The organism is Escherichia sp. GZ89, assembly GCF_019366485.1.
GTDB lineage: Bacteria > Pseudomonadota > Gammaproteobacteria > Enterobacterales > Enterobacteriaceae > Escherichia > Escherichia fergusonii.
The window spans coordinates 75,094-100,050 of sequence record NZ_JAEOHX010000005.1 but is presented as its reverse complement, the minus strand read 5'-3'; the positions used below and the strand labels follow the sequence as shown (position 1 = coordinate 100,050).

Here is a 24,957-nt window from a genome sequence, read left to right as displayed (position 1 = left end):
TAGATAGATAAGGAATAACCCATGTCAGAACGTTTCCCAAATGACGTGGATCCGATCGAAACTCGCGACTGGCTCCAGGCGATCGAATCGGTCATCCGTGAAGAAGGTGTTGAGCGTGCTCAGTATCTGATCGACCAACTGCTTGCTGAAGCCCGCAAAGGCGGTGTCAACGTAGCCGCAGGCACCGGTATCAGCAACTACATCAACACCATCCCCGTTGAAGAACAACCGGAGTATCCGGGTAATCTGGAACTGGAACGCCGTATTCGTTCAGCTATCCGCTGGAACGCCATCATGACGGTTCTGCGTGCGTCGAAAAAAGACCTCGAACTGGGCGGCCACATGGCGTCCTTCCAGTCGTCCGCAACCATTTATGATGTGTGCTTTAACCACTTCTTCCGTGCGCGCAACGAGCAAGATGGCGGCGACCTGGTTTACTTCCAGGGCCACATCTCCCCGGGCGTTTACGCACGTGCTTTCCTGGAAGGTCGTCTGACTCAGGAGCAGCTGGATAACTTCCGTCAGGAAGTTCACGGCAATGGCCTCTCTTCCTATCCGCACCCGAAACTGATGCCGGAATTCTGGCAGTTCCCGACCGTATCTATGGGGCTGGGTCCGATTGGTGCTATTTACCAAGCTAAATTCCTGAAATATCTGGAACACCGTGGCCTGAAAGATACTTCTAAACAAACCGTTTACGCTTTCCTCGGCGACGGTGAAATGGACGAACCGGAATCCAAAGGTGCGATCACCATCGCTACCCGTGAAAAACTGGATAACCTGGTCTTCGTTATCAACTGTAACCTGCAGCGTCTTGACGGCCCGGTCACCGGTAACGGCAAGATCATCAACGAACTGGAAGGCATCTTCGAAGGTGCTGGCTGGAACGTGATCAAAGTGATGTGGGGTAGCCGTTGGGATGAACTGCTGCGTAAAGATACCAGCGGTAAACTGATCCAGCTGATGAACGAAACCGTTGACGGCGACTACCAGACCTTCAAATCGAAAGATGGTGCGTACGTTCGTGAACACTTCTTCGGTAAATATCCTGAAACCGCAGCACTGGTTGCAGACTGGACTGACGAGCAGATCTGGGCACTGAACCGTGGTGGTCACGATCCGAAGAAAATCTACGCTGCATTTAAGAAAGCGCAGGAAACCAAAGGCAAAGCGACAGTAATCCTTGCTCATACCATTAAAGGTTACGGCATGGGCGACGCGGCTGAAGGTAAAAACATCGCGCACCAGGTTAAGAAAATGAACATGGACGGCGTGCGTCATATTCGCGACCGTTTCAATGTGCCGGTGTCTGATGCTGATATCGAAAAACTGCCGTACATCACCTTCCCGGAAGGTTCAGAAGAGCATACCTATCTGCACGCTCAGCGTCAGAAACTGCACGGTTATCTGCCAAGCCGCCAGCCGAACTTCACCGAGAAGCTGGAGCTGCCGAGCCTGCAAGACTTCGGCGCGCTGCTGGAAGAGCAGAGCAAAGAGATCTCTACCACTATCGCTTTCGTTCGCGCCCTGAACGTGATGCTGAAGAACAAGTCGATCAAAGATCGTCTGGTGCCGATCATCGCCGACGAAGCGCGTACTTTCGGTATGGAAGGTCTGTTCCGTCAGATTGGTATTTACAGCCCGAACGGTCAGCAGTACACCCCGCAGGACCGCGAGCAGGTTGCTTACTATAAAGAAGACGAGAAAGGTCAGATTCTGCAAGAAGGGATCAACGAACTGGGTGCAGGTTGTTCCTGGCTGGCAGCGGCGACTTCTTACAGCACCAACAATCTGCCGATGATTCCGTTCTACATCTATTACTCGATGTTCGGCTTCCAGCGTATCGGCGATCTGTGCTGGGCTGCTGGCGACCAGCAGGCACGTGGCTTCCTGATCGGCGGTACTTCCGGTCGTACCACCCTGAACGGCGAAGGTCTGCAGCACGAAGATGGTCACAGCCACATTCAGTCGCTGACTATCCCGAACTGTATTTCTTACGACCCGGCTTACGCTTACGAAGTTGCTGTCATCATGCATGACGGTCTGGAGCGTATGTACGGTGAGAAACAAGAGAACGTTTACTACTACATCACCACGCTGAACGAAAACTACCACATGCCGGCAATGCCGGAAGGTGCTGAGGAAGGTATCCGTAAAGGTATCTACAAACTCGAAACTATTGAAGGTAGCAAAGGTAAAGTTCAGCTGCTCGGCTCCGGTTCTATCCTGCGTCACGTCCGTGAAGCAGCAGAGATCCTGGCGAAAGATTACGGTGTAGGTTCTGACGTTTATAGCGTGACCTCCTTCACCGAACTGGCGCGTGATGGTCAGGATTGTGAACGCTGGAATATGCTGCACCCGCTGGAAACTCCGCGCGTTCCGTACATCGCACAGGTGATGAACGACGCTCCGGCAGTGGCATCTACCGACTATATGAAACTGTTCGCTGAGCAGGTCCGTACTTATGTACCGGCTGACGACTACCGCGTACTGGGTACTGATGGCTTCGGTCGTTCCGACAGCCGTGAGAACCTGCGTCACCACTTCGAAGTTGATGCTTCCTACGTGGTTGTAGCGGCGCTGGGCGAACTGGCTAAACGTGGCGAAATCGATAAGAAAGTGGTTGCTGACGCAATCGCCAAATTCAACATCGATGCAGAAAAAGTTAACCCGCGTCTGGCGTAAGAGGTAAAAGAATAATGGCTATCGAAATCAAAGTACCGGACATCGGGGCTGATGAAGTTGAAATCACCGAGATCCTGGTCAAAGTGGGCGACAAAGTTGAAGCCGAACAGTCGCTGATCACCGTAGAAGGCGACAAAGCCTCTATGGAAGTACCGTCTCCGCAGGCGGGTATCGTTAAAGAGATCAAAGTCTCTGTTGGCGATAAAACCCAGACCGGCGCACTGATTATGATTTTCGATTCCGCCGACGGTGCAGCAGACGCTGCACCTGCTCAGGCAGAAGAGAAGAAAGAAGCCGCTCCGGCAGCAGCACCCGCGGCTGCAGCGGCAAAAGACGTTAACGTTCCGGATATCGGCAGCGACGAAGTTGAAGTGACCGAAATCCTGGTGAAAGTGGGCGACAAAGTTGAAGCTGAACAGTCGCTGATCACCGTAGAAGGCGACAAGGCTTCTATGGAAGTTCCTGCTCCGTTTGCAGGCACCGTGAAAGAGATCAAAGTGAACGTGGGTGACAAAGTGTCTACCGGCTCGCTGATTATGGTCTTCGAAGTCGCGGGTGAAGCAGGCGCGGCAGCTCCGGCGGCTAAACAGGAAGCGGCTCCGGCAGCGGCCCCTGCACCAGCGGCTGGCGTGAAAGAAGTTAACGTTCCGGATATCGGTGGTGACGAAGTTGAAGTGACCGAAGTGATGGTGAAAGTGGGCGACAAAGTTGCCGCTGAACAGTCACTGATCACCGTAGAAGGCGATAAAGCTTCTATGGAAGTTCCGGCTCCGTTTGCTGGCGTCGTGAAGGAACTGAAAGTCAACGTTGGCGATAAAGTGAAAACTGGCTCGCTGATTATGATCTTCGAAGTTGAAGGCGCAGCACCTGCGGCAGCTCCTGCGAAACAGGAAGCGGCAGCGCCGGCTCCGGCAGCAAAAGCTGAAGCTCCGGCAGCAGCACCGGCTGCAAAAGCAGAAGGCAAATCTGAATTTGCTGAAAACGACGCTTACGTTCACGCGACTCCGCTGATCCGCCGTCTGGCACGCGAGTTTGGCGTTAACCTGGCAAAAGTGAAGGGCACTGGCCGTAAAGGTCGTATCCTGCGCGAAGACGTTCAGGCTTACGTGAAAGAAGCTATCAAACGTGCAGAAGCGGCTCCGGCGGCGACTGGCGGCGGTATCCCTGGCATGTTGCCGTGGCCGAAGGTGGACTTCAGCAAGTTTGGTGAAATCGAAGAAGTGGAACTGGGCCGCATCCAGAAAATCTCTGGTGCGAACCTGAGCCGTAACTGGGTGATGATCCCGCACGTTACCCACTTCGACAAAACTGATATCACCGAGCTGGAAGCGTTCCGTAAACAGCAGAACGAAGAAGCAGCGAAACGTAAGCTGGATGTGAAGATAACCCCAGTTGTCTTCATCATGAAAGCCGTTGCTGCGGCACTTGAGCAGATGCCTCGCTTCAACAGTTCTCTGTCGGAAGACGGTCAGCGTCTGACCCTGAAGAAATACATCAACATCGGTGTGGCGGTGGATACCCCGAACGGCCTGGTTGTTCCGGTATTCAAAGACGTCAACAAGAAAGGCATCATCGAGCTGTCTCGCGAGCTGATGACTATTTCTAAGAAAGCGCGTGACGGTAAGCTGACTGCGGGCGAAATGCAGGGCGGTTGCTTCACCATCTCCAGCATCGGCGGCCTGGGTACTACCCACTTCGCGCCGATTGTGAACGCGCCGGAAGTGGCTATCCTCGGTGTTTCCAAGTCCGCGATGGAGCCGGTGTGGAATGGTAAAGAGTTCGTGCCGCGTCTGATGCTGCCGATTTCTCTCTCCTTCGACCACCGCGTGATCGACGGTGCTGATGGTGCCCGTTTCATTACCATCATTAACAACACGCTGTCTGACATTCGCCGTCTGGTGATGTAAGTAAAAGAGCCGGCCCAACGGCCGGCTTTTTTCTGGTAATCTCATGAATGTATTGAGGTTATTAGCGAATAGACAAATCGGTTGCCGTTTGTTGTTTAAAAATTGTTAACAATTTTGTAAAATACCGACGGATAGAACGACCCGGTGGATGATGGGCGTCATAAAAAAAACGTCAGACCCGCCGGAGATAAATATATAGAGGTCATGATGAGTACTGAAATCAAAACTCAGGTCGTGGTACTTGGGGCAGGCCCCGCAGGTTACTCCGCTGCCTTCCGTTGCGCTGATTTAGGTCTGGAAACCGTAATCGTAGAACGTTACAACACCCTTGGCGGTGTTTGCCTGAACGTCGGCTGTATCCCTTCTAAAGCACTGCTGCACGTAGCAAAAGTTATCGAAGAAGCCAAAGCGCTGGCTGAACACGGTATCGTCTTCGGCGAACCGAAAACCGATATCGACAAGATTCGTACCTGGAAAGAGAAAGTGATCAATCAGCTGACCGGTGGTCTGGCTGGTATGGCGAAAGGCCGCAAAGTCAAAGTGGTCAACGGTCTGGGTAAATTCACCGGGGCTAACACCCTGGAAGTGGAAGGTGAGAACGGCAAAACCGTGATCAACTTCGACAACGCGATCATTGCAGCGGGTTCTCGCCCGATCCAACTGCCGTTTATTCCGCATGAAGATCCGCGTATTTGGGACTCCACAGATGCGCTGGAACTGAAAGAAGTACCAGAACGCCTGCTGGTAATGGGTGGTGGTATCATCGGTCTGGAAATGGGGACCGTATACCACGCGCTGGGTTCACAGATTGACGTGGTTGAAATGTTCGACCAGGTTATCCCGGCAGCTGACAAAGACATCGTTAAAGTCTTCACCAAGCGTATTAGCAAGAAATTCAACCTGATGCTGGAAACCAAAGTTACCGCCGTTGAAGCGAAAGAAGACGGTATCTATGTGACGATGGAAGGTAAAAAAGCACCGGCTGAACCGCAGCGTTACGACGCCGTACTGGTAGCGATTGGTCGTGTGCCGAACGGTAAAAACCTCGACGCAGGCAAAGCGGGCGTGGAAGTGGACGACCGTGGTTTCATCCGCGTTGATAAACAGCTGCGTACCAACGTACCGCACATCTTTGCTATCGGCGATATCGTCGGTCAGCCGATGCTGGCACACAAAGGTGTTCACGAAGGTCACGTTGCCGCTGAAGTTATTGCCGGTAAGAAACACTACTTCGATCCGAAAGTTATCCCGTCTATCGCCTATACCGAACCAGAAGTTGCATGGGTGGGTCTGACTGAGAAAGAAGCGAAAGAGAAAGGCATCAGCTATGAAACCGCCACCTTCCCGTGGGCTGCTTCTGGTCGTGCTATCGCTTCTGACTGCGCAGACGGTATGACCAAGCTGATTTTCGACAAAGAATCTCACCGTGTGATCGGTGGTGCGATTGTCGGTACTAACGGCGGCGAGCTGCTGGGTGAAATCGGTCTGGCAATCGAAATGGGTTGTGATGCTGAAGACATCGCACTGACCATCCACGCGCACCCGACTCTGCACGAGTCTGTGGGCCTGGCGGCAGAAGTGTTCGAAGGTAGCATCACCGACCTGCCGAACCCGAAAGCGAAGAAGAAGTAATTCTTCGAGTGCCGGGACATCCGGTAATTAAAAAAGCGGCTAACCACGCCGCTTTTTTTACGTCTGTAATTTACCTTTCCAGTCGCCTTGCTCCGCGCTCAGAGAGACGTTCCCGTACTGCTGAGCGTTGCTCACTACTAAGTCTGGAGACGCGGCTGGTGTCATTCAAGCGATTCTCGCGAAAGACCTGACGTTGTTCAGGTGTTGCTGACTGAATTCGCTGGCGAGCGCTATCCCTTTGCTGTTGGCTCAGCGGTCGTTGCTGATTCTGAACTTTCTCCCGAAAAGCCTGACGCTGCTCAGGCGAGGCCGATTGAATTCGCTGGCGGGCGCTATCCCTTTGCTGCTGACTCAGCGGTCGTTGCTGGTTCTGAACTTTCTCACGAAACGCCTGGCGCTGCTCAGGTGTCGCAGAATCATAACGCTTACGGGCGTTCTCCCGCTGTTGTTGAGTTAACTGGCGTTGCGGTGGGCGAACATTCCCGTCTTCACGGTTGTGGTATTCGCCATTAAAACGTGAAGTGTTGCTGTTACGGCGGGGCAGAGCATAATCACGAAAATCATCCTGTTGCTCCCGCTGATAAAATTGCTGTGAAGCAGCCTGACGTTGTGTATCACGCATGGTCACTGGTGCAGAGTGCGTCCGCTGTTGAAATTGACTCGCTGCCGCCTGGCGCTGGATATCGCGAGACTGTGCTGGCAGCTGTGTGGTGCTCATACCACCATTGACGTTTGTTTGATGAAAACGTTTTGCCATATCCTGATCATGGTAAGGCACGCCGTCACGGTAATTTGGATTATGCTGCCACCTCATATTCTTGTCAGTAAGATGCTCACCCGTGATACGGTTGAAATTATTGACGTTGATATTGATGTTATCGCCGTTATGCTGCCAGCCGTTCCCGTCCCGATAGTCGTCGTTGTGGTTATGGTGATTGTCGTCATCATGATGATGATCGTGATGATCATCATCCCAGTCGATATTGCTGAATAAGGCATACGTTGTGGCAACACCCATGCTGTAACCGAAGCCGCGCACGAAGCTATCAACAAACGGTTCGCCTGCTGGTGGTGGCAAATAAACGGGTGGATAAGCCGTATTTTCCCAGCTTCCGTAAACTACGGTGGGGTTATAGTTTGGAATATAAATTACGTCCGGTTTCGTTGGCTCAATGGTGATAATAGTCGGTTCGGGATCTGGCTGGGTAATAATGGTTGTTGTACTGGCGACAGACGTCGTGTCCTGGTTTTCCGATTCATGAGATTTTACCGGCGCAGCTTTCCGGGTTGTGGTCACAACTTTCTGTTCCACGGTTGATTTTAACGATCCGGTCTGCTGTGCCAGGCGACGTAATTTCTGTACTGAGTCCATGACGTCCTGCGGTTGTGCCAGGAATGCATCACCAAGATTTTTCACCCACTCCGGGTTTTCGCCCATTAATGCCATCAGTTGCGGAAAAGCCACCAGCGATTTTACGCTGGCATCCCAGGGTTGGTCAGAAACGGCCTGAATAGCATTATCACCCTGTTTTGTCGGATTATCTCGTGACCACTGAACTGCCTGTGCCACATTGGTTGGATAAGTGGCTGCCATCAATACTTGTGATAGCAAAGCATCAGGATAAAGCGCAATTGGCGCGACCCACTGGTCAATTTGCGCAGTGGTAAAAGTCGATTTCACTTCAGCGGTACTGGCAGGCGTAAGGGGTAGGGTTGCCGTTACTTCTGGTGCAAGCGTTGCTGGAGGAACTGGTGTCGGTTGCTCCCCGATTTGTGGGGCTGTTGCCACGGTGGCAACAACTGGCACTGGTTGGACGGGGGCATCTGGCGTGCGGCTTTTTATATACAGCCCGGCAGAGGCGGCACAAATCCCGGCACTGCAAATAAGCACCAGCACATTGGGTTTAAACGGCGAAGTTATTATCATGATCCTGATCTCAAGGAAATCGTAATGGTCGGCGAACTGCCACCCGCAGGTGCTGAATGCGAAAGTATAAAGAGGCTGTAGTTTAAATTTTGACGAATATTGGGATTTGTTGAGATGGGTGATTATAACCGTGCGAATTAACAGGTGGTTTCAGACTGGTAACATTCTCTAGACTATCCTTAACGATTCAGCCACTTTTTTGTGTTGCTTTTTTGTAAACGAATTAACACATCGCTAAAATCCTGCTATTCTGCCCGTTGCGGTACTGGGCATTTACCCTACAAACTGCTGTCTCACAGGAGCGTGAAGAGAATCGCCTGCCGCACTATGACAATGAGAGCGAGGAGAACCGTCGTGCTAGAAGAATACCGTAAGCACGTAGCTGAGCGTGCCGCTGAGGGGATTGCGCCCAAACCCCTGGATGCAAACCAAATGGCCGCACTTGTAGAGCTGCTGAAAAACCCGCCCGCGGGCGAAGAAGAATTCCTGTTAGATCTGTTAACCAACCGTGTTCCCCCTGGCGTCGATGAAGCCGCCTATGTCAAAGCAGGCTTCCTGGCTGCTGTCGCCAAAGGCGAAGCTAAATCCCCGCTGCTGACTCCGGAAAAAGCTATCGAACTGCTGGGCACTATGCAGGGTGGTTACAACATTCATCCGCTGATCGACGCGCTGGACGATGCCAAACTGGCACCGATTGCTGCCAAAGCACTGTCCCACACGCTGTTGATGTTCGATAACTTCTATGACGTAGAAGAGAAAGCCAAAGCAGGCAACGAATATGCGAAGCAGGTAATGCAGTCCTGGGCAGATGCCGAATGGTTCCTGAATCGCCCGGCGCTGGCTGAAAAACTGACCGTTACTGTCTTCAAAGTAACTGGCGAAACCAACACCGATGACCTTTCTCCGGCACCGGATGCGTGGTCACGCCCGGATATCCCACTGCACGCGTTGGCGATGCTGAAAAACGCGCGTGAAGGCATCGAGCCAGACCAGCCGGGTGTTGTTGGTCCGATCAAGCAAATCGAAGCTCTGCAACAGAAAGGTTTCCCGCTGGCGTACGTCGGTGACGTTGTGGGTACGGGGTCATCGCGTAAATCCGCCACGAACTCCGTGCTGTGGTTTATGGGTGAAGATATTCCTCATGTACCGAACAAACGCGGCGGTGGTTTGTGTCTCGGCGGTAAAATTGCGCCAATCTTCTTTAACACAATGGAAGACGCCGGCGCACTGCCAATCGAAGTCGACGTCTCTAACCTGAACATGGGCGACGTGATTGACGTTTACCCGTACAAAGGTGAAGTGCGTAACCACGAAACCGGCGAACTGCTGGCGACCTTCGAACTGAAAACCGACGTGCTGATTGATGAAGTGCGTGCTGGCGGCCGTATTCCGCTGATTATCGGGCGTGGCCTGACCACCAAAGCGCGTGAAGCACTCGGCCTGCCGCAGAGCGATGTGTTCCGTCAGGCGAAAGATGTCGCTGAGAGCGATCGCGGCTTCTCGCTGGCGCAGAAAATGGTCGGTCGTGCCTGCGGCGTGAAAGGCATTCGTCCGGGCGCGTACTGCGAACCGAAAATGACCTCAGTCGGTTCTCAGGACACCACCGGTCCAATGACCCGTGATGAACTGAAAGACCTGGCGTGCCTGGGCTTCTCGGCTGACCTGGTGATGCAGTCTTTCTGTCACACAGCAGCTTATCCGAAACCAGTTGACGTTAACACTCACCACACGCTGCCGGACTTCATCATGAACCGTGGCGGTGTGTCGCTGCGTCCGGGTGACGGCGTAATTCACTCCTGGCTGAACCGTATGCTGCTGCCGGATACCGTCGGTACTGGCGGTGACTCCCATACCCGTTTCCCGATCGGTATCTCTTTCCCGGCGGGCTCTGGTCTGGTGGCATTTGCAGCTGCAACAGGCGTAATGCCGCTGGATATGCCGGAATCCGTTCTGGTTCGCTTCAAAGGCAAAATGCAGCCGGGCATCACCCTGCGCGATCTGGTACATGCCATTCCGCTGTATGCGATCAAACAAGGTCTGCTGACCGTTGAGAAGAAAGGCAAGAAAAACATCTTCTCTGGTCGCATTCTGGAAATTGAAGGTCTGCCGGATCTGAAAGTTGAGCAGGCCTTTGAGCTGACCGATGCGTCCGCCGAGCGTTCTGCTGCCGGTTGTACCATCAAGCTGAACAAAGAGCCGATCATTGAATACCTGAACTCTAACATCGTCCTGCTGAAGTGGATGATTGCGGAAGGTTATGGCGATCGTCGTACCCTGGAACGTCGTATTCAGGGCATGGAAAAATGGCTGGCGAATCCTGAGTTGCTGGAAGCCGATGCAGATGCGGAATACGCGGCAGTGATCGACATCGATCTGGCGGATATCAAAGAGCCAATCCTCTGTGCACCGAACGACCCGGACGACGCACGTCCGCTGTCTGCGGTACAGGGCGAGAAAATCGACGAAGTGTTTATCGGTTCTTGCATGACCAACATCGGTCACTTCCGTGCCGCCGGTAAACTGCTGGATGCGCATAAAGGTCAGCTACCGACCCGCCTGTGGGTGGCACCGCCAACCCGTATGGACGCTGCGCAGCTTACCGAGGAAGGCTATTACAGCGTCTTCGGTAAGAGCGGTGCGCGTATCGAGATACCTGGCTGTTCCCTGTGTATGGGTAACCAGGCGCGTGTAGCAGACGGTGCGACGGTGGTTTCCACCTCTACCCGTAACTTCCCGAACCGTCTGGGTACTGGCGCGAACGTCTTCCTGGCTTCTGCTGAACTGGCTGCTGTTGCGGCGCTGATTGGCAAACTGCCGACACCGGAAGAGTACCAGACCTACGTGGCGCAGGTAGATAAAACAGCCGTTGATACTTACCGTTATCTGAACTTCAACCAGCTTTCTCAGTACACCGAAAAAGCGGATGGGGTGATTTTCCAGACTGCGGTGTAACAGCCTGAAAATAGCTCAGGTGTTATCCTGAATACCTGACAAGCAACACTTCTTTAAACCCCCTTTTTGCTCAAGGAAAGGGGGTTTATTTTTATTCCTTATCCTTTTCCACCTTTTATTCTTGCATAGTACTGCGATAATTAAACCTAAGGTGCAATGCAGTATTGGCGCATTGCCAGGAGCAGAGGAACATACTATGGATTACGAATTTCTGCGTGATGTAACCGGAGTGGTAAAGGTGCGCATGTCCATGGGGCATGAAGTCATCGGGCACTGGTTTAATGAAGAGGTGAAAGAAAACCTGGCCTTGCTTGACGAAGTGGAAGACGCAGCGCGCACGCTCAAAGGCAGCGAACGTTCCTGGCAACGGGCAGGGCATGAATACACCCTGTGGATGGAGGGCGAAGAGGTGATGGTTCGCGCCAATCAACTGGAATTCGCTGGCGATGAAATGGAAGAGGGGATGAACTACTACGACGAGGAAAGCCTGTCGCTGTGCGGCGTTGAGGACTTCTTGCAGGTAGTAGCGGCTTACCGCGATTTTGTGCAGCAGAAGTAGATTAATCAGGCGGAGCCTCTGTGCTCCGCCTGAGTCGTTAAACAGCTGGCATATTGCGCCCGTAATAAATCTCGCGCATCTCTTTCCACAGCGCCGCGGTAATTTCCTCACGCTCGCTGTCGGTTAAATCTTCTGGCCTTGTGTGGAACATATAGTGCTTAAGGTCGAACTCTTTAAGCAACATCTTGGTATGGAAGATATTTTCCTGATAGACGTTCACATCCACCATGTCATACAGCGCCTTCATATCGTCAGACATAAAGTTCTGAATCGAATTAATCTCATGGTCAATAAAGTGCTTCATACCGTTAATGTCGCGGGTAAAACCGCGCACGCGATAATCAATGGTTACGATATCGGACTCAAGCTGGTGGATCAGGTAATTCAGCGCCTTCAGCGGAGAAATCACGCCGCAGGTAGAGACTTCAATATCGGCGCGGAAGGTACATAAACCACCTTCAGGATGGCTTTCCGGGTAGGTATGTACGCAAATATGACTTTTATCGAGATGGGCAACGACCGTTTCTGGCAGTGGGCCGGGGTGTTCTGTTTTGTCGATAAGTTTCGGGTCGACCGGTTCTTCACTCACCAGAATAGTGACGCTGGCACCTTGTGGTTCGTAATCCTGGCGGGCGATGTTAAGAATATTGGCTCCGATAATGGAACAGGTTTCTGACAGAATTTCGGTCAGGCGGTTGGCATTATAGAGTTCATCGATATAAGCGATATAACCGTCGCGCTCTTCGGCTGTTTTGGCATAGCAGATATCGTAAATACAAAAACTCAGACTTTTGGTCAGATTATTAAAGCCATGCAGTTTCAGTTTTTTCAATTTCTTATCTTCTCCTTAGGACGGCTGTGAGGCCAGTGCGTCTTGCAGATACTGAGGTAAGGCAAAAGCTGCCGTATGGACTGCCGGATTGTAATAACGGCATTTCAGGCCAGAAGCGAGAAAACGCGCCTGAATAATTTCGCTTGAGAGATGGCGTAAGGCGTCGTTATCTGTCGCCCATGCAAAGGTCATGATGCCGCCGTAATAGGTCGGGATTGCCGCCTGATAAAAGCCGACATCGCTAAAATAATTGCTGAGTTTGCGATGACTGTCGATAGCCTCTTCCTGCTGTAAAAAGCAGACGCCGTTTTGTGCGACGAAGATACCGCCAGGATTCAGGCAACGTTTGCAGCCTTCATAAAATGCTGAGGTGAACAGACTTTCGCCGGGACCGATAGGATCGGTGCAGTCGGAGATAATAACATCAAAGGTCTGGCTGGTTTGATTAACGAAATTGACGCCATCGTCGATTACCAGTTTAAAGCGCGGATCGTCGTAGCTACCGGCGTTATGGTTGGGCAGATACTGACGGCAGAACGATACGACACCCGCATCGATTTCCACCATCGTGATTGACTCAACGTTTTTATGTCGGGTCACTTCACGCAGCATGGCACCGTCGCCGCCGCCGATAATCAGCACATGTTTCGCGTGACCGTGGGCTAATAGCGGAACGTGGGTCATCATCTCATGATAGATAAACTCGTCGCGCTCGGTGGTTTGTACTACGCCATCCAGCGCCATTACGCGACCAAATGCAGTGTTCTCAAAAATGATCAGATCCTGGTGATCGGTCTTTTCATGATACAGAACGTTATCTACAGCAAAGTACTGCCCAAACTGGTCGTGTAGCGTTTCATGCCACAGTTTATTTTCGGCCATGGGTTGATACCTCCTTTGTTAACACTCGTAAAAAAAGAGCGCAACATAATAGCTAACATTGACCGTGGTTGCACGGTCAATATTTCTACAAAAAGGTATCGGGGATTATTTGACGTAGGCAAGCAGGCTTAAGGAATCGCGGGCCAGGGCTTTGCACTTTTTAGCGACGGGAATGCCGATGCCGCTGAGATCGCGGTAGCTGTCTTCACCGAGGGCTTTCATATCGAAGGTGTCGTAGTTGCTGAGATCCCACTGGTTTTGCTGGGCGAAAAAGACCAGTGCGCGACGAATTTGCCCGTTAGGTAAGTTCTGGTAACCACAATCATTCTTCAGAAAAACAAAAACTGCCGTTAAATCGGCCATATCTTCGGCTTCAGACTCGCTGAGCGCGTAACTGTTTGCGCAAACGGCCATCAGGCTGCCGAATAACACTGTTCTGAAAAACGTCTTCATTGCTTTTACCAGAATTTAAAGAAGATAAACGTTAGCACACTGCGAGCGAGGCGACGACCATTATTGTCGATTAAATTGTGTCTGCGGCTTGACCTTCCCGTAAGGGTAAGGACTATGCTCAACGTTTGGTTTTGTTTCGCCTGCTTTAGAATAAGGAAATACCTATGCAACGCCGTGATTTCTTAAAATATTCCGTCGCGCTGGGCGTGGTTTCGGCTTTGCCGCTGTGGAGCCGAACAGTTTTTGCCGCCGAACGTCCAACACTGCCGATCCCCGATCTCCTCACCTCTGATGTTCGTGGCCGCATAAGATTATCAATCATGCAAGGCCAGTCCACCTTTGCCGGAAAAACCGCGACCACCTGGGGCTATAACGGCAATCTGCTGGGGCCGGCGGTGAAATTACAGCGTGGCAAAGTGGTAACGGTTGATATCTATAACCAACTGACGGAAGAGACGACGTTGCACTGGCACGGGCTGGAAATACCGGGTGAAGTCGACGGCGGCCCGCAGGGAATTATTCCGCCAGGTGGCAAGCGCTCGGTGACGTTGAACGTTGATCAACCTGCCGCTACCTGCTGGTTCCATCCACATCAACATGGCAAGACCGGGCGACAGGTGGCGATGGGGCTGGCTGGGCTGGTGGTAATTGAAGATGACGAGATCCTGAAGTTAATGCTGCCAAAACAGTGGGGTATCGATGATGTCCCGGTGATCGTGCAGGATAAAAAATTTAACGCTGACGGGCAGATTGATTATCAACTGGATGTGATGACCGCTGCCGTGGGTTGGTTTGGCGATACGCTGCTGACCAATGGTGCTATCTACCCGCAACACGCAGCCCCGCGCGGCTGGCTGCGCCTGCGTTTGCTCAATGGCTGTAACGCCCGCTCGCTCAATTTCGCTACCAGCGACAATCGTCCATTGTATGTGATTGCCAGTGACGGTGGTCTGCTACCTGAACCGGTGAAGGTGAGCGAGCTGCCGGTGCTGATGGGCGAACGTTTCGAAGTGCTGGTGGAGGTTAACGACAACAAACCCTTTGATCTGGTGACGCTACCGGTCAGCCAGATGGGGATGGCGATTGCGCCGTTTGACAAGCCGCATCCGGTAATGCGGATTCAGCCGATTGCCATTAGTGCCTCTGGTGCTTTGCCAGACACATTAAGTAGCCTGCCAGCATTACCTTCGCTGGAAGGGCTGACGGTACGTAAGCTGCAACTCTCTATGGACCCGATGCTCGATATGATGGGTATGCAGATGCTGATGGAGAAATATGGCGATCAGGCGATGGCCGGGATGGACCACAGCCAGATGATGGGCCATATGGGGCACGGCAATATGAATCATATGAACCACGGCGGGAAGTTCGATTTCCACCATGCCAATAAAATCAACGGTCAGGCGTTTGATATGAATAAGCCGATGTTTGCGGCGGCGAAAGGGCAGTACGAGCGTTGGGTTATCTCTGGCGTGGGCGACATGATGCTGCATCCGTTCCATATTCACGGCACGCAGTTCCGTATCTTGTCAGAAAATGGCAAACCGCCAGCGGCTCATCGCGCAGGCTGGAAAGATACCGTTAAGGTAGAAGGTAATGTCAGCGAAGTACTGGTGAAGTTTAATCACGACGCACCGAAAGAACATGCATATATGGCGCACTGCCATCTGCTGGAGCATGAAGATACGGGGATGATGTTAGGGTTTACGGTATAAAAAGACCGTATTTGGAAATATGCCCGGATCTCTCCGGGCATTATGGTTATTTCACATCATCCGGCAACGCATAAGCCACAATATAGTCGCCCATCTTCGTACCAAATGAACCGTGACCGCCTGCGGATATCACCACATATTGCTTGCCATTCACTTCATAGGTCATCGGTGTTGCCTGACCACCCGCCGGTAAACGGCCCTGCCACAGTTTTTCACCGTTGCTCATGTTGTAAGCGCGCAGGTAGTTATCTGCCGTAGCGGCGATAAACAGCACGTTACCCGCCGTGGAGATTGGCCCGCCCAGCATCGGCATACCCATATTGAACGGCACCGGAATGGGCATCGGGAACGGCATGCTGTCCTGCGGCGTACCAATGCGTTTCTTCCACACTACTTCGTTGGTTTTCAGATCCAAGGCCGAGATATAGCCCCATGCTGGCTGTTTACACGGCAGACCAAACGGCGAAAGGAACGGGTTGAGCGTAACGCCATACGGTACGCCGTACTGCGGCTGAATGCCGGATTCCGTACCCGTGCCTTTGGCATCTTTCGGCTGTTCCATCGGGTTGCCTGGACCGCGAGGGATCAGTTTTGAAACAAACGGCAGCGCCATTGGGTTGGCAATTGCCACTTCACGATTCGGATCAACGGAAATCCCGCCCCATTCGAACATCCCCAGGTTACCCGGGAAGACCAGCGTACCCTGTTCAGATGGCGGGGTGAAAATACCTTCATAACGCATCTGGTGGAACATTACGCGGCACACCAGTTGGTCAAACATGGTGGCGCCCCACATATCCGCACCGCTTAAATCTTTCGTCGGACGGAAGCTCAGGTCAGAAAACGGTTGAGTAGGGGTAACGTAATCACCTTTCGCTGCGCCTTGCGGCACCGGTTTTTCCGGGGCCGGAACCACCAGTTCACCATTGCGGCGATCAAGCACAAAAATGTTGCCGGTTTTCGCTGGAGCGTAAATAACCGGAACTTTTTGACCATTAACGGTGATATCTGCCAGCGTTGGCTGTGCCGGAAGATCCATATCCCACAGGTCGTGGTGAACGGTCTGATAGCTCCACGCCAGTTTCCCGGTAGTGGCATTCAGCGCCAGAATTGAGCTGGCATAACGTTCCTGTTCTGGGGTGCGGTTACCGCCCCAGATATCTGGCGTGGTAACGCCCATCGGCAGATACACCAGATCCAGCTTCGCGTCATAGGCCGCAGGTGCCCACGAGTTTGGCGAGTTAAAGGTAAAGGTGTGTTCGTCAGACGGGATCGCGTTCGGATCTTTCGCGCCCGGATCAAAGGCCCACAACAGCTCCCCGGTATTGACATCAAAACCACGGATCACGCCAGACGTTTCGCGGGTTGAGAAGTTATCAGTGACGGAACCCGCCATCACGATGGTTTTATCAGTGATAATCGGTGGTGAAGTCGGCTCATACAGACCCGGTTTGGTGTCCGGCATATTGCTTTGCAGATTGAGTACGCCTTTATTGGCAAAGGTTTCGCACAGCTTGCCGTTTTCAGCGTTAATCGCAATCAGGCGGCCATCATTGACCGGGAGAATGATACGACGCGGGCAATCCGCCATCACTTCCGGCGAAGCAGTTTCTGCTTTGGCTTCATGATAAGAGACACCACGGCAGGTTACATGCTGGAAAGACTCGTTGGTTTTCAGCTCAGGATCGTAATGCCATTTCTCTTTGCCGCTGGCGGCATCGAGCGCAAACAAACGCTGGTGAGCGGTACACAGATAAAGCGTGTCGCCTACTTTAATCGGCGTCACTTCATTGGTGATTTCGCCCGGATCGTTCGGCTGTTTCACATCGCCTGTACGGAACACCCAGGCTTCTTTCAGCTTGTGGACGTTATCAGCGTTAATTTGTTTCAGTGGTGAAAAGCGTTGACCTTCCTGATTGCGACCATAGGCGGGCCAGTCTTGATCGGCAACGGGGGAGATTGCTTCGGCAGGTGTGGCATCAGCGCTTAAGGTGCCGTTGATTTCCTGCGGATCGTTAAATCCGGCCCAGGTGAGGATACCACCGCTAATCAACAGCGCGACCACCAGTGCGGCAACTGCGCCGCTGGCAGGAATGACCAGGCGACGCCAGACAAACGGAAGGATCAGCCAGATGCCAAAGAAGACCAGAATGTCGCTACGCGGCGTCAGCGCCCAGAAATCGAAACCCACTTCCCAGACGCCCCAAATCATGGTGCCAAGCAGCAATGCCGCGTAAAGCCAAAGTGCGGCGCGTTTGCTGCGCCACAGCATCCAGGCGACGCCGAGCATCATAAGGCCAGCGATAGGGTAGTACCAGGAGCCGCCGATCGCGACCAACCAGCCTCCGCCAATGAGAAGATACAGCCCGCAAAGCACTGCAAATAGGGCTGTTAGCGTGACGAGTAATCGTCGCGAGCCGGTATTGTTAATTGCCATAAAGAGACACCATTTCAATTCATTAATATTTTAGTAGCAATTAATTATAGGTTTTAACATGTGTGATCGTCATCACAATTCGAGCTTTATTAACAGATTCCGCCAATGAATAGTTTTACTGGTATACTGCGTGTCTTGCGCTTTGTTGCGGTGCCAAAACCTGCCCGTACGAAGTGATTTGTTTTTAAATCATATGGTTAGAGATATGAAACATACTGTAGAAGTAATGATCCCCGAAGCGGAGATTAAAGCGCGTATCGCCGAACTGGGTCGTCAGATTACTGAGCGTTACAAAGACAGCGGCAGCGATATGGTGCTGGTAGGCCTGCTGCGTGGCTCATTTATGTTTATGGCGGACCTGTGCCGTGAAGTTCAGGTATCTCATGAAGTCGATTTTATGACCGCCTCCAGCTACGGTAGCGGCATGTCCACCACCCGCGATGTGAAAATCCTCAAAGATCTGGATGAAGATATCCGTGGCAAGGACGTGCTGATTGTTGAAGATATCATCGACTCGGGTAATACACTGTCGAAAGTGCGTGAAATCTTAAGCCTGCGCGAACCGAAGTCGCTGGCGATTTGTACGCTGCTGGATAAACCGTCCCGTCGTGAAGTGAACGTCCCGGTAGAATTTATCGGTTTCTCGATCCCGGATGAGTTTGTGGTGGGTTACGGCATTGATTACGCTCAGCGTTACCGCCATCTGCCGTACATCGGCAAAGTAGTGCTGCTGGACGAGTAAGTGCGGATGTGCCGGATGTGTTGCATCCGGCATGGTGTTTTTATTTGTGGTTGGCGTGTTTCAGCTTGAGATTGGAAATCCCGTGACGGTAACGTTGTTCAAGGGTTTCGCGGTTGGTGGCGGTAACATCCAGATCACGCAGCAAACCGTCGTGAATGCCGTAGGCCCAGCCGTGAATGGTAACTTTCTGCCCGCGTTTCCACGCTGATTGCATAATGGTGGAGTGGCCCAGGTTATATACCTGTTCCATGACGTTCAGTTCACACAAGGTATCCAGACGGCGCTCTTGCGGCATTTCGCCAAGCAATGAGCTATGTTTGAACCAGATATCGCGAATGTGCAGCAGCCAGTTGTTGATAAGCCCCAGTTCCGGGTTTTCAACTGCGGCTTGTACGCCGCCGCAACCGTAGTGGCCACAGATAATAATGTGTTCAACTTCGAGAACATCCACTGCATACTGAACCACGGAAAGGCAGTTCAGGTCGGTGTGAATGACCAGGTTAGCAACATTACGGTGAACAAAGAGTTCGCCCGGCTCAAGACCGGTTAAACGTTCTGCAGGAACGCGACTGTCGGAACATCCAATCCATAGAAAGCGCGGTTTTTGCGCTTGCGCCAGTTTCTCAAAAAACCCGGGATCCTCTTCCACCAGCATTTTTGACCATAGTGCATTGTTGCTGATGAGTGTATCTATGTCTTTCATGGAGGTTAACGACCTGTAACCAAATAATTACGTTTGGCTAATATAGGGCAACTCCGGGACGATTTAAACCACAGATAAAGTGTAAGAACGTAAGGTAAGTAAAAATTTATGACCATTGCACTGGAACTTCAACAGCTTAAAAAAACCTATCCAGGCGGCGTTCAGGCGCTTCGTGGAATCGATTTGCAGGTCGAAGCGGGTGATTTTTATGCGCTTCTCGGGCCGAACGGGGCCGGGAAATCAACCACTATCGGTATTATCAGCTCTCTGGTAAATAAAACCTCCGGGCGGGTCAGCGTATTTGGTTACGATCTCGAGAAAGATGTCGTGAACGCTAAACGTCAGTTGGGACTGGTGCCGCAGGAATTTAACTTCAACCCGTTTGAAACCGTGCAACAAATTGTGGTGAACCAGGCGGGGTACTACGGTGTAGAGCGAAAAGAAGCGTACATCCGCAGCGAAAAGTATCTTAAACAGCTCGATTTATGGGGAAAGCGTAACGAACGTGCGCGTATGTTATCGGGCGGGATGAAGCGCCGTTTAATGATTGCTCGTGCGTTAATGCATGAACCTAAGCTGCTGATTCTTGACGAACCGACTGCAGGCGTGGACATCGAACTTCGCCGCTCGATGTGGGGATTTTTGAAGGATTTAAACGACAAAGGCACCACCATCATTCTTACCACGCATTACCTGGAAGAAGCAGAAATGCTGTGTCGCAATATCGGCATTATTCAACACGGTGAGCTGGTGGAAAATACCTCGATGAAGGCGCTGCTGGCGAAGCTGAAATCGGAAACTTTTATTCTCGATCTCGCACCGAAAAGCCCGTTACCGAAGCTCGATGGCTATCAGTATCGACTGGTCGATACCGCTACGCTGGAAGTTGAAGTGCTGCGTGAGCAGGGGATCAACAGCGTGTTCACGCAGTTAAGTGAGCAGGGCATTCAGGTATTAAGTATGCGTAACAAAGCTAACCGTCTGGAAGAGCTGTTTGTTTCACTGGTTAATGAAAAACAAGGAGATCGCGCATGATGCATCTTTACTGGGTGGCACTAAAAAGCATCTGGGCGAAAGAGATCCATCGCTTTATGCGTATCTGGGTACAGACGCTGGTGCCACCGGTCATCACCATGACCCTTTATTTTATTATCTTCGGTAACCTGATTGGTTCGCGCATCGGCGATATGCATGGCTTCAGCTATATGCAGTTCATCGTGCCGGGGCTGATCATGATGTCGGTAATCACCAATGCCTACGCCAACGTCGCTTCATCATTTTTTGGTGCCAAGTTTCAGCGTAATATTGAAGAGCTGCTGGTTGCACCCGTACCGACTCACGTGATTATTGCCGGATATGTTGGCGGTGGCGTGGCGCGCGGACTGTTTGTTGGCATTCTGGTGACGGCAATTTCACTGTTTTTTGTGCCTTTTCAGGTACATTCGTGGGTATTTGTCGCTTTAACGCTGGTGCTCACGGCGGTGTTATTCTCCCTTGCTGGATTGCTGAACGGCGTGTTTGCCAAAACGTTCGATGACATCAGCCTGGTGCCAACCTTTGTGCTAACGCCACTCACGTATTTGGGCGGGGTCTTTTACTCCCTGACTTTGCTGCCGCCGTTCTGGCAGGGACTGTCGCACCTGAACCCGATCGTTTATATGATCAGTGGTTTCCGCTACGGCTTCCTCGGTATCAATGATGTGCCTCTGGTCACTACCTTTGGCGTACTGGTGGTCTTTATTGTGGCGTTTTATTTGATTTGCTGGTCGCTGATCCAACGTGGGCGTGGTTTGCGTAGCTAAGGCTATTTCCTCTCCTCTGGATTCGGGGGAGAGGAGTTTTGAAGGCTATCACCCTTTATCAACAATGGTCAGGGTAGACTGATTTTCGGCTAAGGAGGAAGGTGATGTTAGGTTGGGTAATTACCTGTCACGATGATCGGGCGCAAGAGATACTGGATGCGCTGGAGAAAAAACACGGGGCGCTTCTTCAGTGCCGGGCCGTGAATTTCTGGCGAGGATTAAGTTCTAATATGCTCAGCCGTATGATGTGCGATGCTCTGCATGAAGCAGACTCTGGCGATGGGGTGATCTTTTTAACTGATGTTGCCGGAGCGCCGCCGTACCGCGTGGCTTCGCTATTAAGCCACAAACACTCCCGCTGCGAAGTGATTTCTGGGGTAACGTTACCGTTAGTTGAACAGATGCTGGCCTACCGTGAAACGTTATCCAGTGCGGAGTTTCGCGAGCGAATTGTCGAACTGGGTGGGCCTGAAGTTAGTAGTCTCTGGCACCAACAACAAAAAAATCCCCCCTTTGTCCTCAAGCATAATTGGTTCGAGTATTAAATCGCATTCCGATTTTGTTACACTAACGGCGCTGTTTCTCGCCTGGTAGTTTTCTCATGATTAAAAAGATTATTTTTTTACTGCTGCTGGTTTCATCTGGTGTCAGTGCAGCACTTCCCGCGCGTTATATGCAAACGACTCAGGATGCGGCTATCTGGGGAAAAATTGGCGACAAAACGGTTACCGTTGGCAACATTCGTGCCGGGCAGATTATTTCGGTCATCCCAACTGCAGCTGATTATTATGAATTCAATTTTGGTTTTGCTACGGGATATATTGATAAGGGGCATCTGGAACCTGTACAAGGGCGGCAAAAAGTTGAAGATGGCCTGGGGGATCTGAATAAGCCACTGAGTAACCAAAATATTATTACATGGAAAGATACTCCGATATACAACGCGCCTGATGCGGGTAGTGCGTCATTTGGCGTGCTAGCCGATAATTTGCGATACCCCATTATTAATAAATTAAAAGATCGTCTGAATCAAACCTGGTACCAAATTCGTATTGGCGAACGACTGGCCTATATCAGTGCACTGGATGCGCAGCAGGATAACGGTATTCCTGTATTGACCTACCATCATATTTTACGCGATGAAGAGAACACCCGTTTTCGTCATACGTCGACCACGACGTCGGTGCGAGCTTTCAATAACCAAATGACCTGGTTGCGCGATCGTGGATATACCACGTTAACCTTGTATCAACTGGAAGGGTATCTGCGTAATTCAATGAATCTTCCGGCTCGCGCGGTGGTACTGACGTTTGATGATGGCTTGAAATCAGTGAGTCGTTATGCATATCCCATTCTGAAAAAATACGGTATGAAGGCGACGGCATTTATTATTACTTCGCGTATTAAACGTCATCCACAAAAATGGAATCCTCAGTCATTACAGTTTATGAGTATTTCTGAACTGCGAGATGTCCGTGATGTTTTTGATTTCCAGTCACATACTCATTTTTTGCATCGGGTAGATGGCTATCGCCGCCCCATATTACTCAGCCGCAGTGAGCATAATATTCTGTTTGATTTCGAACGTTCTCGCCGGGCGTTAAACCAATTTAATCCACATGTTTTGTATCTTTCTTATCCGTTTGGTGGATTTAATGACAAAGCCGTGAAGGCTGCAAACGATGCCGGATTTCACCTGGCGGTGACGACCATGAAAGGCAAAGTAAAACCGGGGGATAATCCGTTGTTACTAAAACGGCTTTATATCTTGAGAACGGATTCGCTGGAGACGATGTCGCGGCTGGTGAGTAACCAGCCGCAGGGGTGATTATCAGGCAACCTGTACCGGAATCGCTTTCGCGGTACGTTTCATTTCGTTGTCGCCTTCAAAGTAGGCAACGTTGGGCCGCCATGTACGGGCTTCTTCATCCGGCATGGTGACGAAGCTGGCGATGATGACAATATCGCCGACGCTGGCGCAGTGGGCCGCCGCACCGTTAACGGAAATAATTCTCGAACCGCGTTCTGCCGCGATGGCATAGGTGGAGAAACGCTTGCCGTTGGTGACATTCCAGATATCAATGGCTTCGTTTTCGAGAATACCAGCTGCGTCAAGAAAATCCTGGTCAATGGCGCAAGAACCTTCATAGTGCAGGTCCGCATGAGTCACTTTCACGCGGTGGAGTTTGCCCTGCAGCATCGTGCGAATCATAACTTCTACCTTTCTACCCTGTCGTTAACGAAGCAGGCGATGCCTGCTTTGAGGAAATTCTCACGCAGTATTGCCCGATTTTTGTTTAGTGTCTACTCATCTGACGGCATTTGCATCAGCAGTTTGCGTACCGTGCCGAAGCGTGCCATGTAACGCCTGTAACCAATTGAAATTTCTCTGAACGCTGCTCGGTAAACACTAAAGAGGCGGCTGACGACGGCGCGCCTTGACTGGATACTGCCTTCACGCAAGACAACACGGAAGGCAGGGAAGATGGATGTACCGAGTACCACACCGCATGACGCGGTATTTAAACAATTTTTAATGCATGCGGAGACGGCTCGCGACTTTCTGGATATCCATTTGCCAGCGGAGCTACGCGAACTGTGTGACCTCGACACGCTGCATCTTGAGTCGGGGAGTTTTATTGAAGAAAGCCTGAAAGGGCACAGCACTGATGTGCTCTATTCCGTGCAAATGCAGGGTAATACGGGCTATCTACATGTTGTGATTGAACACCAAAGCAAGCCGGACAAAAAAATGGCGTTTCGTATGATGCGTTATTCTATTGCCGCCATGCACCGGCATCTGGAGGCTGACCACGATAAGCTGCCGCTGGTGGTGCCGATTCTGTTTTATCAGGGCGAGGCCACACCTTATCCACTCTCAATGTGCTGGTTTGATATGTTTTACTCGCCGGAGCTGGCGCGACGCGTCTATAACAGTCCTTTCCCGCTGGTGGATATCACTATCACACCGGATGACGAAATCATGCAACATCGGCGGATTGCGATTCTCGAACTGCTGCAAAAACATATTCGCCAGCGCGACTTAATGTTATTGCTGGAGCAACTGGTCACGCTGATTGACGAAGGGTACACTAGCGGAAGTCAGTTAGTTGCCATGCAAAACTATATGCTGCAACGCGGTCATACTGAACAAGCGGATTTGTTTTATGGTGTGGTGAGAGACAGGGAAACGGGAGGGGAGTCTATGATGACGCTGGCGCAGTGGTTTGAAGAGAAAGGGATTGAGAAGGGAATGGAGAAAGGAATGGAGAAAGGAATGGAGAAAGGAATTGAGAAGGGGATTCAGCAGGGAAGACAGGAAGTAAGTCAGGAATTCGCCCTGCGTCTTCTGAGTAAAGGAATGTCTCGGGAAGACGTTGCAGAGATGGCAAATTTACCTCTTGCTGAGATTGATAAAATGATTAACTAAGTTGTCTGTATTATCAGTTATAGCCAGATAATTGTTATTGTTAACTGACCAGATAATTAAGGGAACCTATGGACATAAAGACACGGAGAGAAACCAGGCAGACGTTGGCGCAGTGGTTTGAAGAGAAGGGATTTCAGAAGGGATTTCAGAAGGGATATAAAGAGGGACTCCAGAAGGTAAGGCTGGCCCAGCGTCTTCTGAGTAAAGGAATGTCTCGGGAAGACGTTGCAGAGGTGACAACTTTACCTCTTACAGAGGTTGATAAGCTAATTAACTCTAACTAAGTTGTCTGCGTTATG

General features: G+C 51.4%; 20 protein-coding genes. 13 read left to right on the top strand and 7 right to left on the bottom strand.

Translation table 11 applies throughout. From position 1 onward, the window contains the following. Positions 1 to 21: 21 nt before the first annotated feature. The 3 genes from aceE to lpdA all read left to right on the top strand — a co-directional run bounded on the left by aceE (position 22) and on the right by lpdA (position 6,224). Positions 22 to 2,685 carry a pyruvate dehydrogenase (acetyl-transferring), homodimeric type gene (gene aceE, locus K0335_RS10495; protein WP_000003821.1) on the top strand — a complete coding sequence of 888 codons (2,664 nt, stop codon included), beginning with the start codon at positions 22 to 24 and terminating at the stop codon, positions 2,683 to 2,685. Between the two features lie 14 nt (positions 2,686 to 2,699). After that, entirely contained in the window at positions 2,700 to 4,592 is a 1,893-nt protein-coding gene (gene aceF / locus K0335_RS10490; RefSeq protein WP_000963518.1) for a pyruvate dehydrogenase complex dihydrolipoyllysine-residue acetyltransferase, read from the top strand. Between the two features lie 207 nt (positions 4,593 to 4,799). Then, positions 4,800 to 6,224: a dihydrolipoyl dehydrogenase gene (gene lpdA, locus K0335_RS10485; protein ID WP_000102485.1), complete on the top strand. Its 1,425-nt coding sequence runs from the start codon at positions 4,800 to 4,802 to the stop codon at positions 6,222 to 6,224. A gap of 70 nt (positions 6,225 to 6,294) precedes the next feature. Here lpdA and K0335_RS10480 read toward each other — a convergent pair whose 3' ends face one another. Beyond that, on the bottom strand, positions 6,295 to 8,151 hold the full coding sequence (locus K0335_RS10480; protein WP_160193847.1) for a DUF3300 domain-containing protein: 1,857 nt from the start codon (positions 8,149 to 8,151) through the stop codon (positions 6,295 to 6,297). Positions 8,152 to 8,505: 354 nt separating this feature from the next. On the opposite strand from K0335_RS10480, the gene acnB reads away from it, so the two are divergent. Continuing rightward, positions 8,506 to 11,103, top strand: coding sequence for a bifunctional aconitate hydratase 2/2-methylisocitrate dehydratase (gene acnB, locus K0335_RS10475; RefSeq protein WP_012599867.1), 2,598 nt, complete (start codon positions 8,506 to 8,508; stop codon positions 11,101 to 11,103). Between the two features lie 196 nt (positions 11,104 to 11,299). Next, positions 11,300 to 11,662 carry a protein YacL gene (gene yacL / locus K0335_RS10470; protein WP_219393814.1) on the top strand — a complete coding sequence of 121 codons (363 nt, stop codon included), beginning with the start codon at positions 11,300 to 11,302 and terminating at the stop codon, positions 11,660 to 11,662. 37 nt (positions 11,663 to 11,699) lie between these two features. On the opposite strand, the gene speD is transcribed toward yacL, so the two are convergent. The 3 genes from speD to K0335_RS10455 form a co-directional block, all read right to left on the bottom strand. Beyond that, a complete protein-coding gene (speD, locus tag K0335_RS10465; RefSeq protein ID WP_000734288.1) occupies positions 11,700 to 12,494 on the bottom strand; it encodes an adenosylmethionine decarboxylase in 795 nt (264 codons plus the stop codon). Between the two features lie 15 nt (positions 12,495 to 12,509). Continuing rightward, positions 12,510 to 13,376 carry a polyamine aminopropyltransferase gene (gene speE, locus K0335_RS10460; RefSeq protein WP_046081948.1) on the bottom strand — a complete coding sequence of 289 codons (867 nt, stop codon included), beginning with the start codon at positions 13,374 to 13,376 and terminating at the stop codon, positions 12,510 to 12,512. A 105-nt stretch (positions 13,377 to 13,481) separates the two neighbouring features. Next, positions 13,482 to 13,829, bottom strand: a complete 348-nt coding sequence (locus tag K0335_RS10455) for a YacC family pilotin-like protein (protein ID WP_001295568.1) — start codon at positions 13,827 to 13,829, stop codon at positions 13,482 to 13,484. Between the two features lie 164 nt (positions 13,830 to 13,993). Between K0335_RS10455 and cueO the strand changes: the two genes are divergently transcribed. Continuing rightward, entirely contained in the window at positions 13,994 to 15,544 is a 1,551-nt protein-coding gene (cueO, locus tag K0335_RS10450; protein ID WP_001189665.1) for a multicopper oxidase CueO, read from the top strand. A 46-nt stretch (positions 15,545 to 15,590) separates the two neighbouring features. Here the strand turns inward: cueO and gcd are convergent, their stop codons facing one another. Continuing rightward, positions 15,591 to 17,981, bottom strand: a complete 2,391-nt coding sequence (gene gcd / locus K0335_RS10445; RefSeq protein ID WP_104919979.1) for a quinoprotein glucose dehydrogenase — start codon at positions 17,979 to 17,981, stop codon at positions 15,591 to 15,593. Between the two features lie 205 nt (positions 17,982 to 18,186). Between gcd and hpt the strand changes: the two genes are divergently transcribed. Continuing rightward, positions 18,187 to 18,723 carry a hypoxanthine phosphoribosyltransferase gene (gene hpt, locus K0335_RS10440; protein WP_000683336.1) on the top strand — a complete coding sequence of 179 codons (537 nt, stop codon included), beginning with the start codon at positions 18,187 to 18,189 and terminating at the stop codon, positions 18,721 to 18,723. Positions 18,724 to 18,763: 40 nt separating this feature from the next. On the opposite strand, the gene can is transcribed toward hpt, so the two are convergent. After that, entirely contained in the window at positions 18,764 to 19,426 is a 663-nt protein-coding gene (gene can, locus K0335_RS10435) for a carbonate dehydratase (RefSeq protein WP_000651599.1), read from the bottom strand. A 108-nt stretch (positions 19,427 to 19,534) separates the two neighbouring features. Between can and K0335_RS10430 the strand changes: the two genes are divergently transcribed. The 4 genes from K0335_RS10430 (at position 19,535) to K0335_RS10415 (ending at position 23,056) form a co-directional block, all read left to right on the top strand. Next, positions 19,535 to 20,461 carry an ABC transporter ATP-binding protein gene (locus K0335_RS10430; RefSeq protein ID WP_000150637.1) on the top strand — a complete coding sequence of 309 codons (927 nt, stop codon included), beginning with the start codon at positions 19,535 to 19,537 and terminating at the stop codon, positions 20,459 to 20,461. Continuing rightward, positions 20,458 to 21,228, top strand: a complete 771-nt coding sequence (locus K0335_RS10425) for an ABC transporter permease (RefSeq protein WP_000972203.1) — start codon at positions 20,458 to 20,460, stop codon at positions 21,226 to 21,228. Before K0335_RS10430 ends, K0335_RS10425 begins: the two co-directional genes overlap by 4 nt. Positions 21,229 to 21,332: 104 nt before the next feature. Then, positions 21,333 to 21,773 (top strand): PTS sugar transporter subunit IIA, encoded by a 441-nt coding sequence (locus tag K0335_RS10420; protein ID WP_000901979.1) that lies wholly within the window; start codon positions 21,333 to 21,335, stop codon positions 21,771 to 21,773. Positions 21,774 to 21,829: 56 nt separating this feature from the next. Continuing rightward, positions 21,830 to 23,056, top strand: a complete 1,227-nt coding sequence (locus tag K0335_RS10415) for a polysaccharide deacetylase family protein (protein WP_104919980.1) — start codon at positions 21,830 to 21,832, stop codon at positions 23,054 to 23,056. A 3-nt stretch (positions 23,057 to 23,059) separates the two neighbouring features. Here K0335_RS10415 and panD read toward each other — a convergent pair whose 3' ends face one another. Then, complete coding sequence (panD, locus tag K0335_RS10410; RefSeq protein ID WP_000621515.1) at positions 23,060 to 23,440, bottom strand: aspartate 1-decarboxylase; 381 nt, start codon at positions 23,438 to 23,440, stop codon at positions 23,060 to 23,062. Between the two features lie 273 nt (positions 23,441 to 23,713). Between panD and K0335_RS10405 the strand changes: the two genes are divergently transcribed. Both K0335_RS10405 and K0335_RS22480 read left to right on the top strand, forming a co-directional pair. Beyond that, positions 23,714 to 24,658 (top strand): Rpn family recombination-promoting nuclease/putative transposase, encoded by a 945-nt coding sequence (locus K0335_RS10405; RefSeq protein WP_104919981.1) that lies wholly within the window; start codon positions 23,714 to 23,716, stop codon positions 24,656 to 24,658. A 68-nt stretch (positions 24,659 to 24,726) separates the two neighbouring features. Further along, on the top strand, positions 24,727 to 24,942 hold the full coding sequence (locus tag K0335_RS22480; RefSeq protein WP_000351998.1) for a hypothetical protein: 216 nt from the start codon (positions 24,727 to 24,729) through the stop codon (positions 24,940 to 24,942). Positions 24,943 to 24,957: the final 15 nt, after the last annotated feature.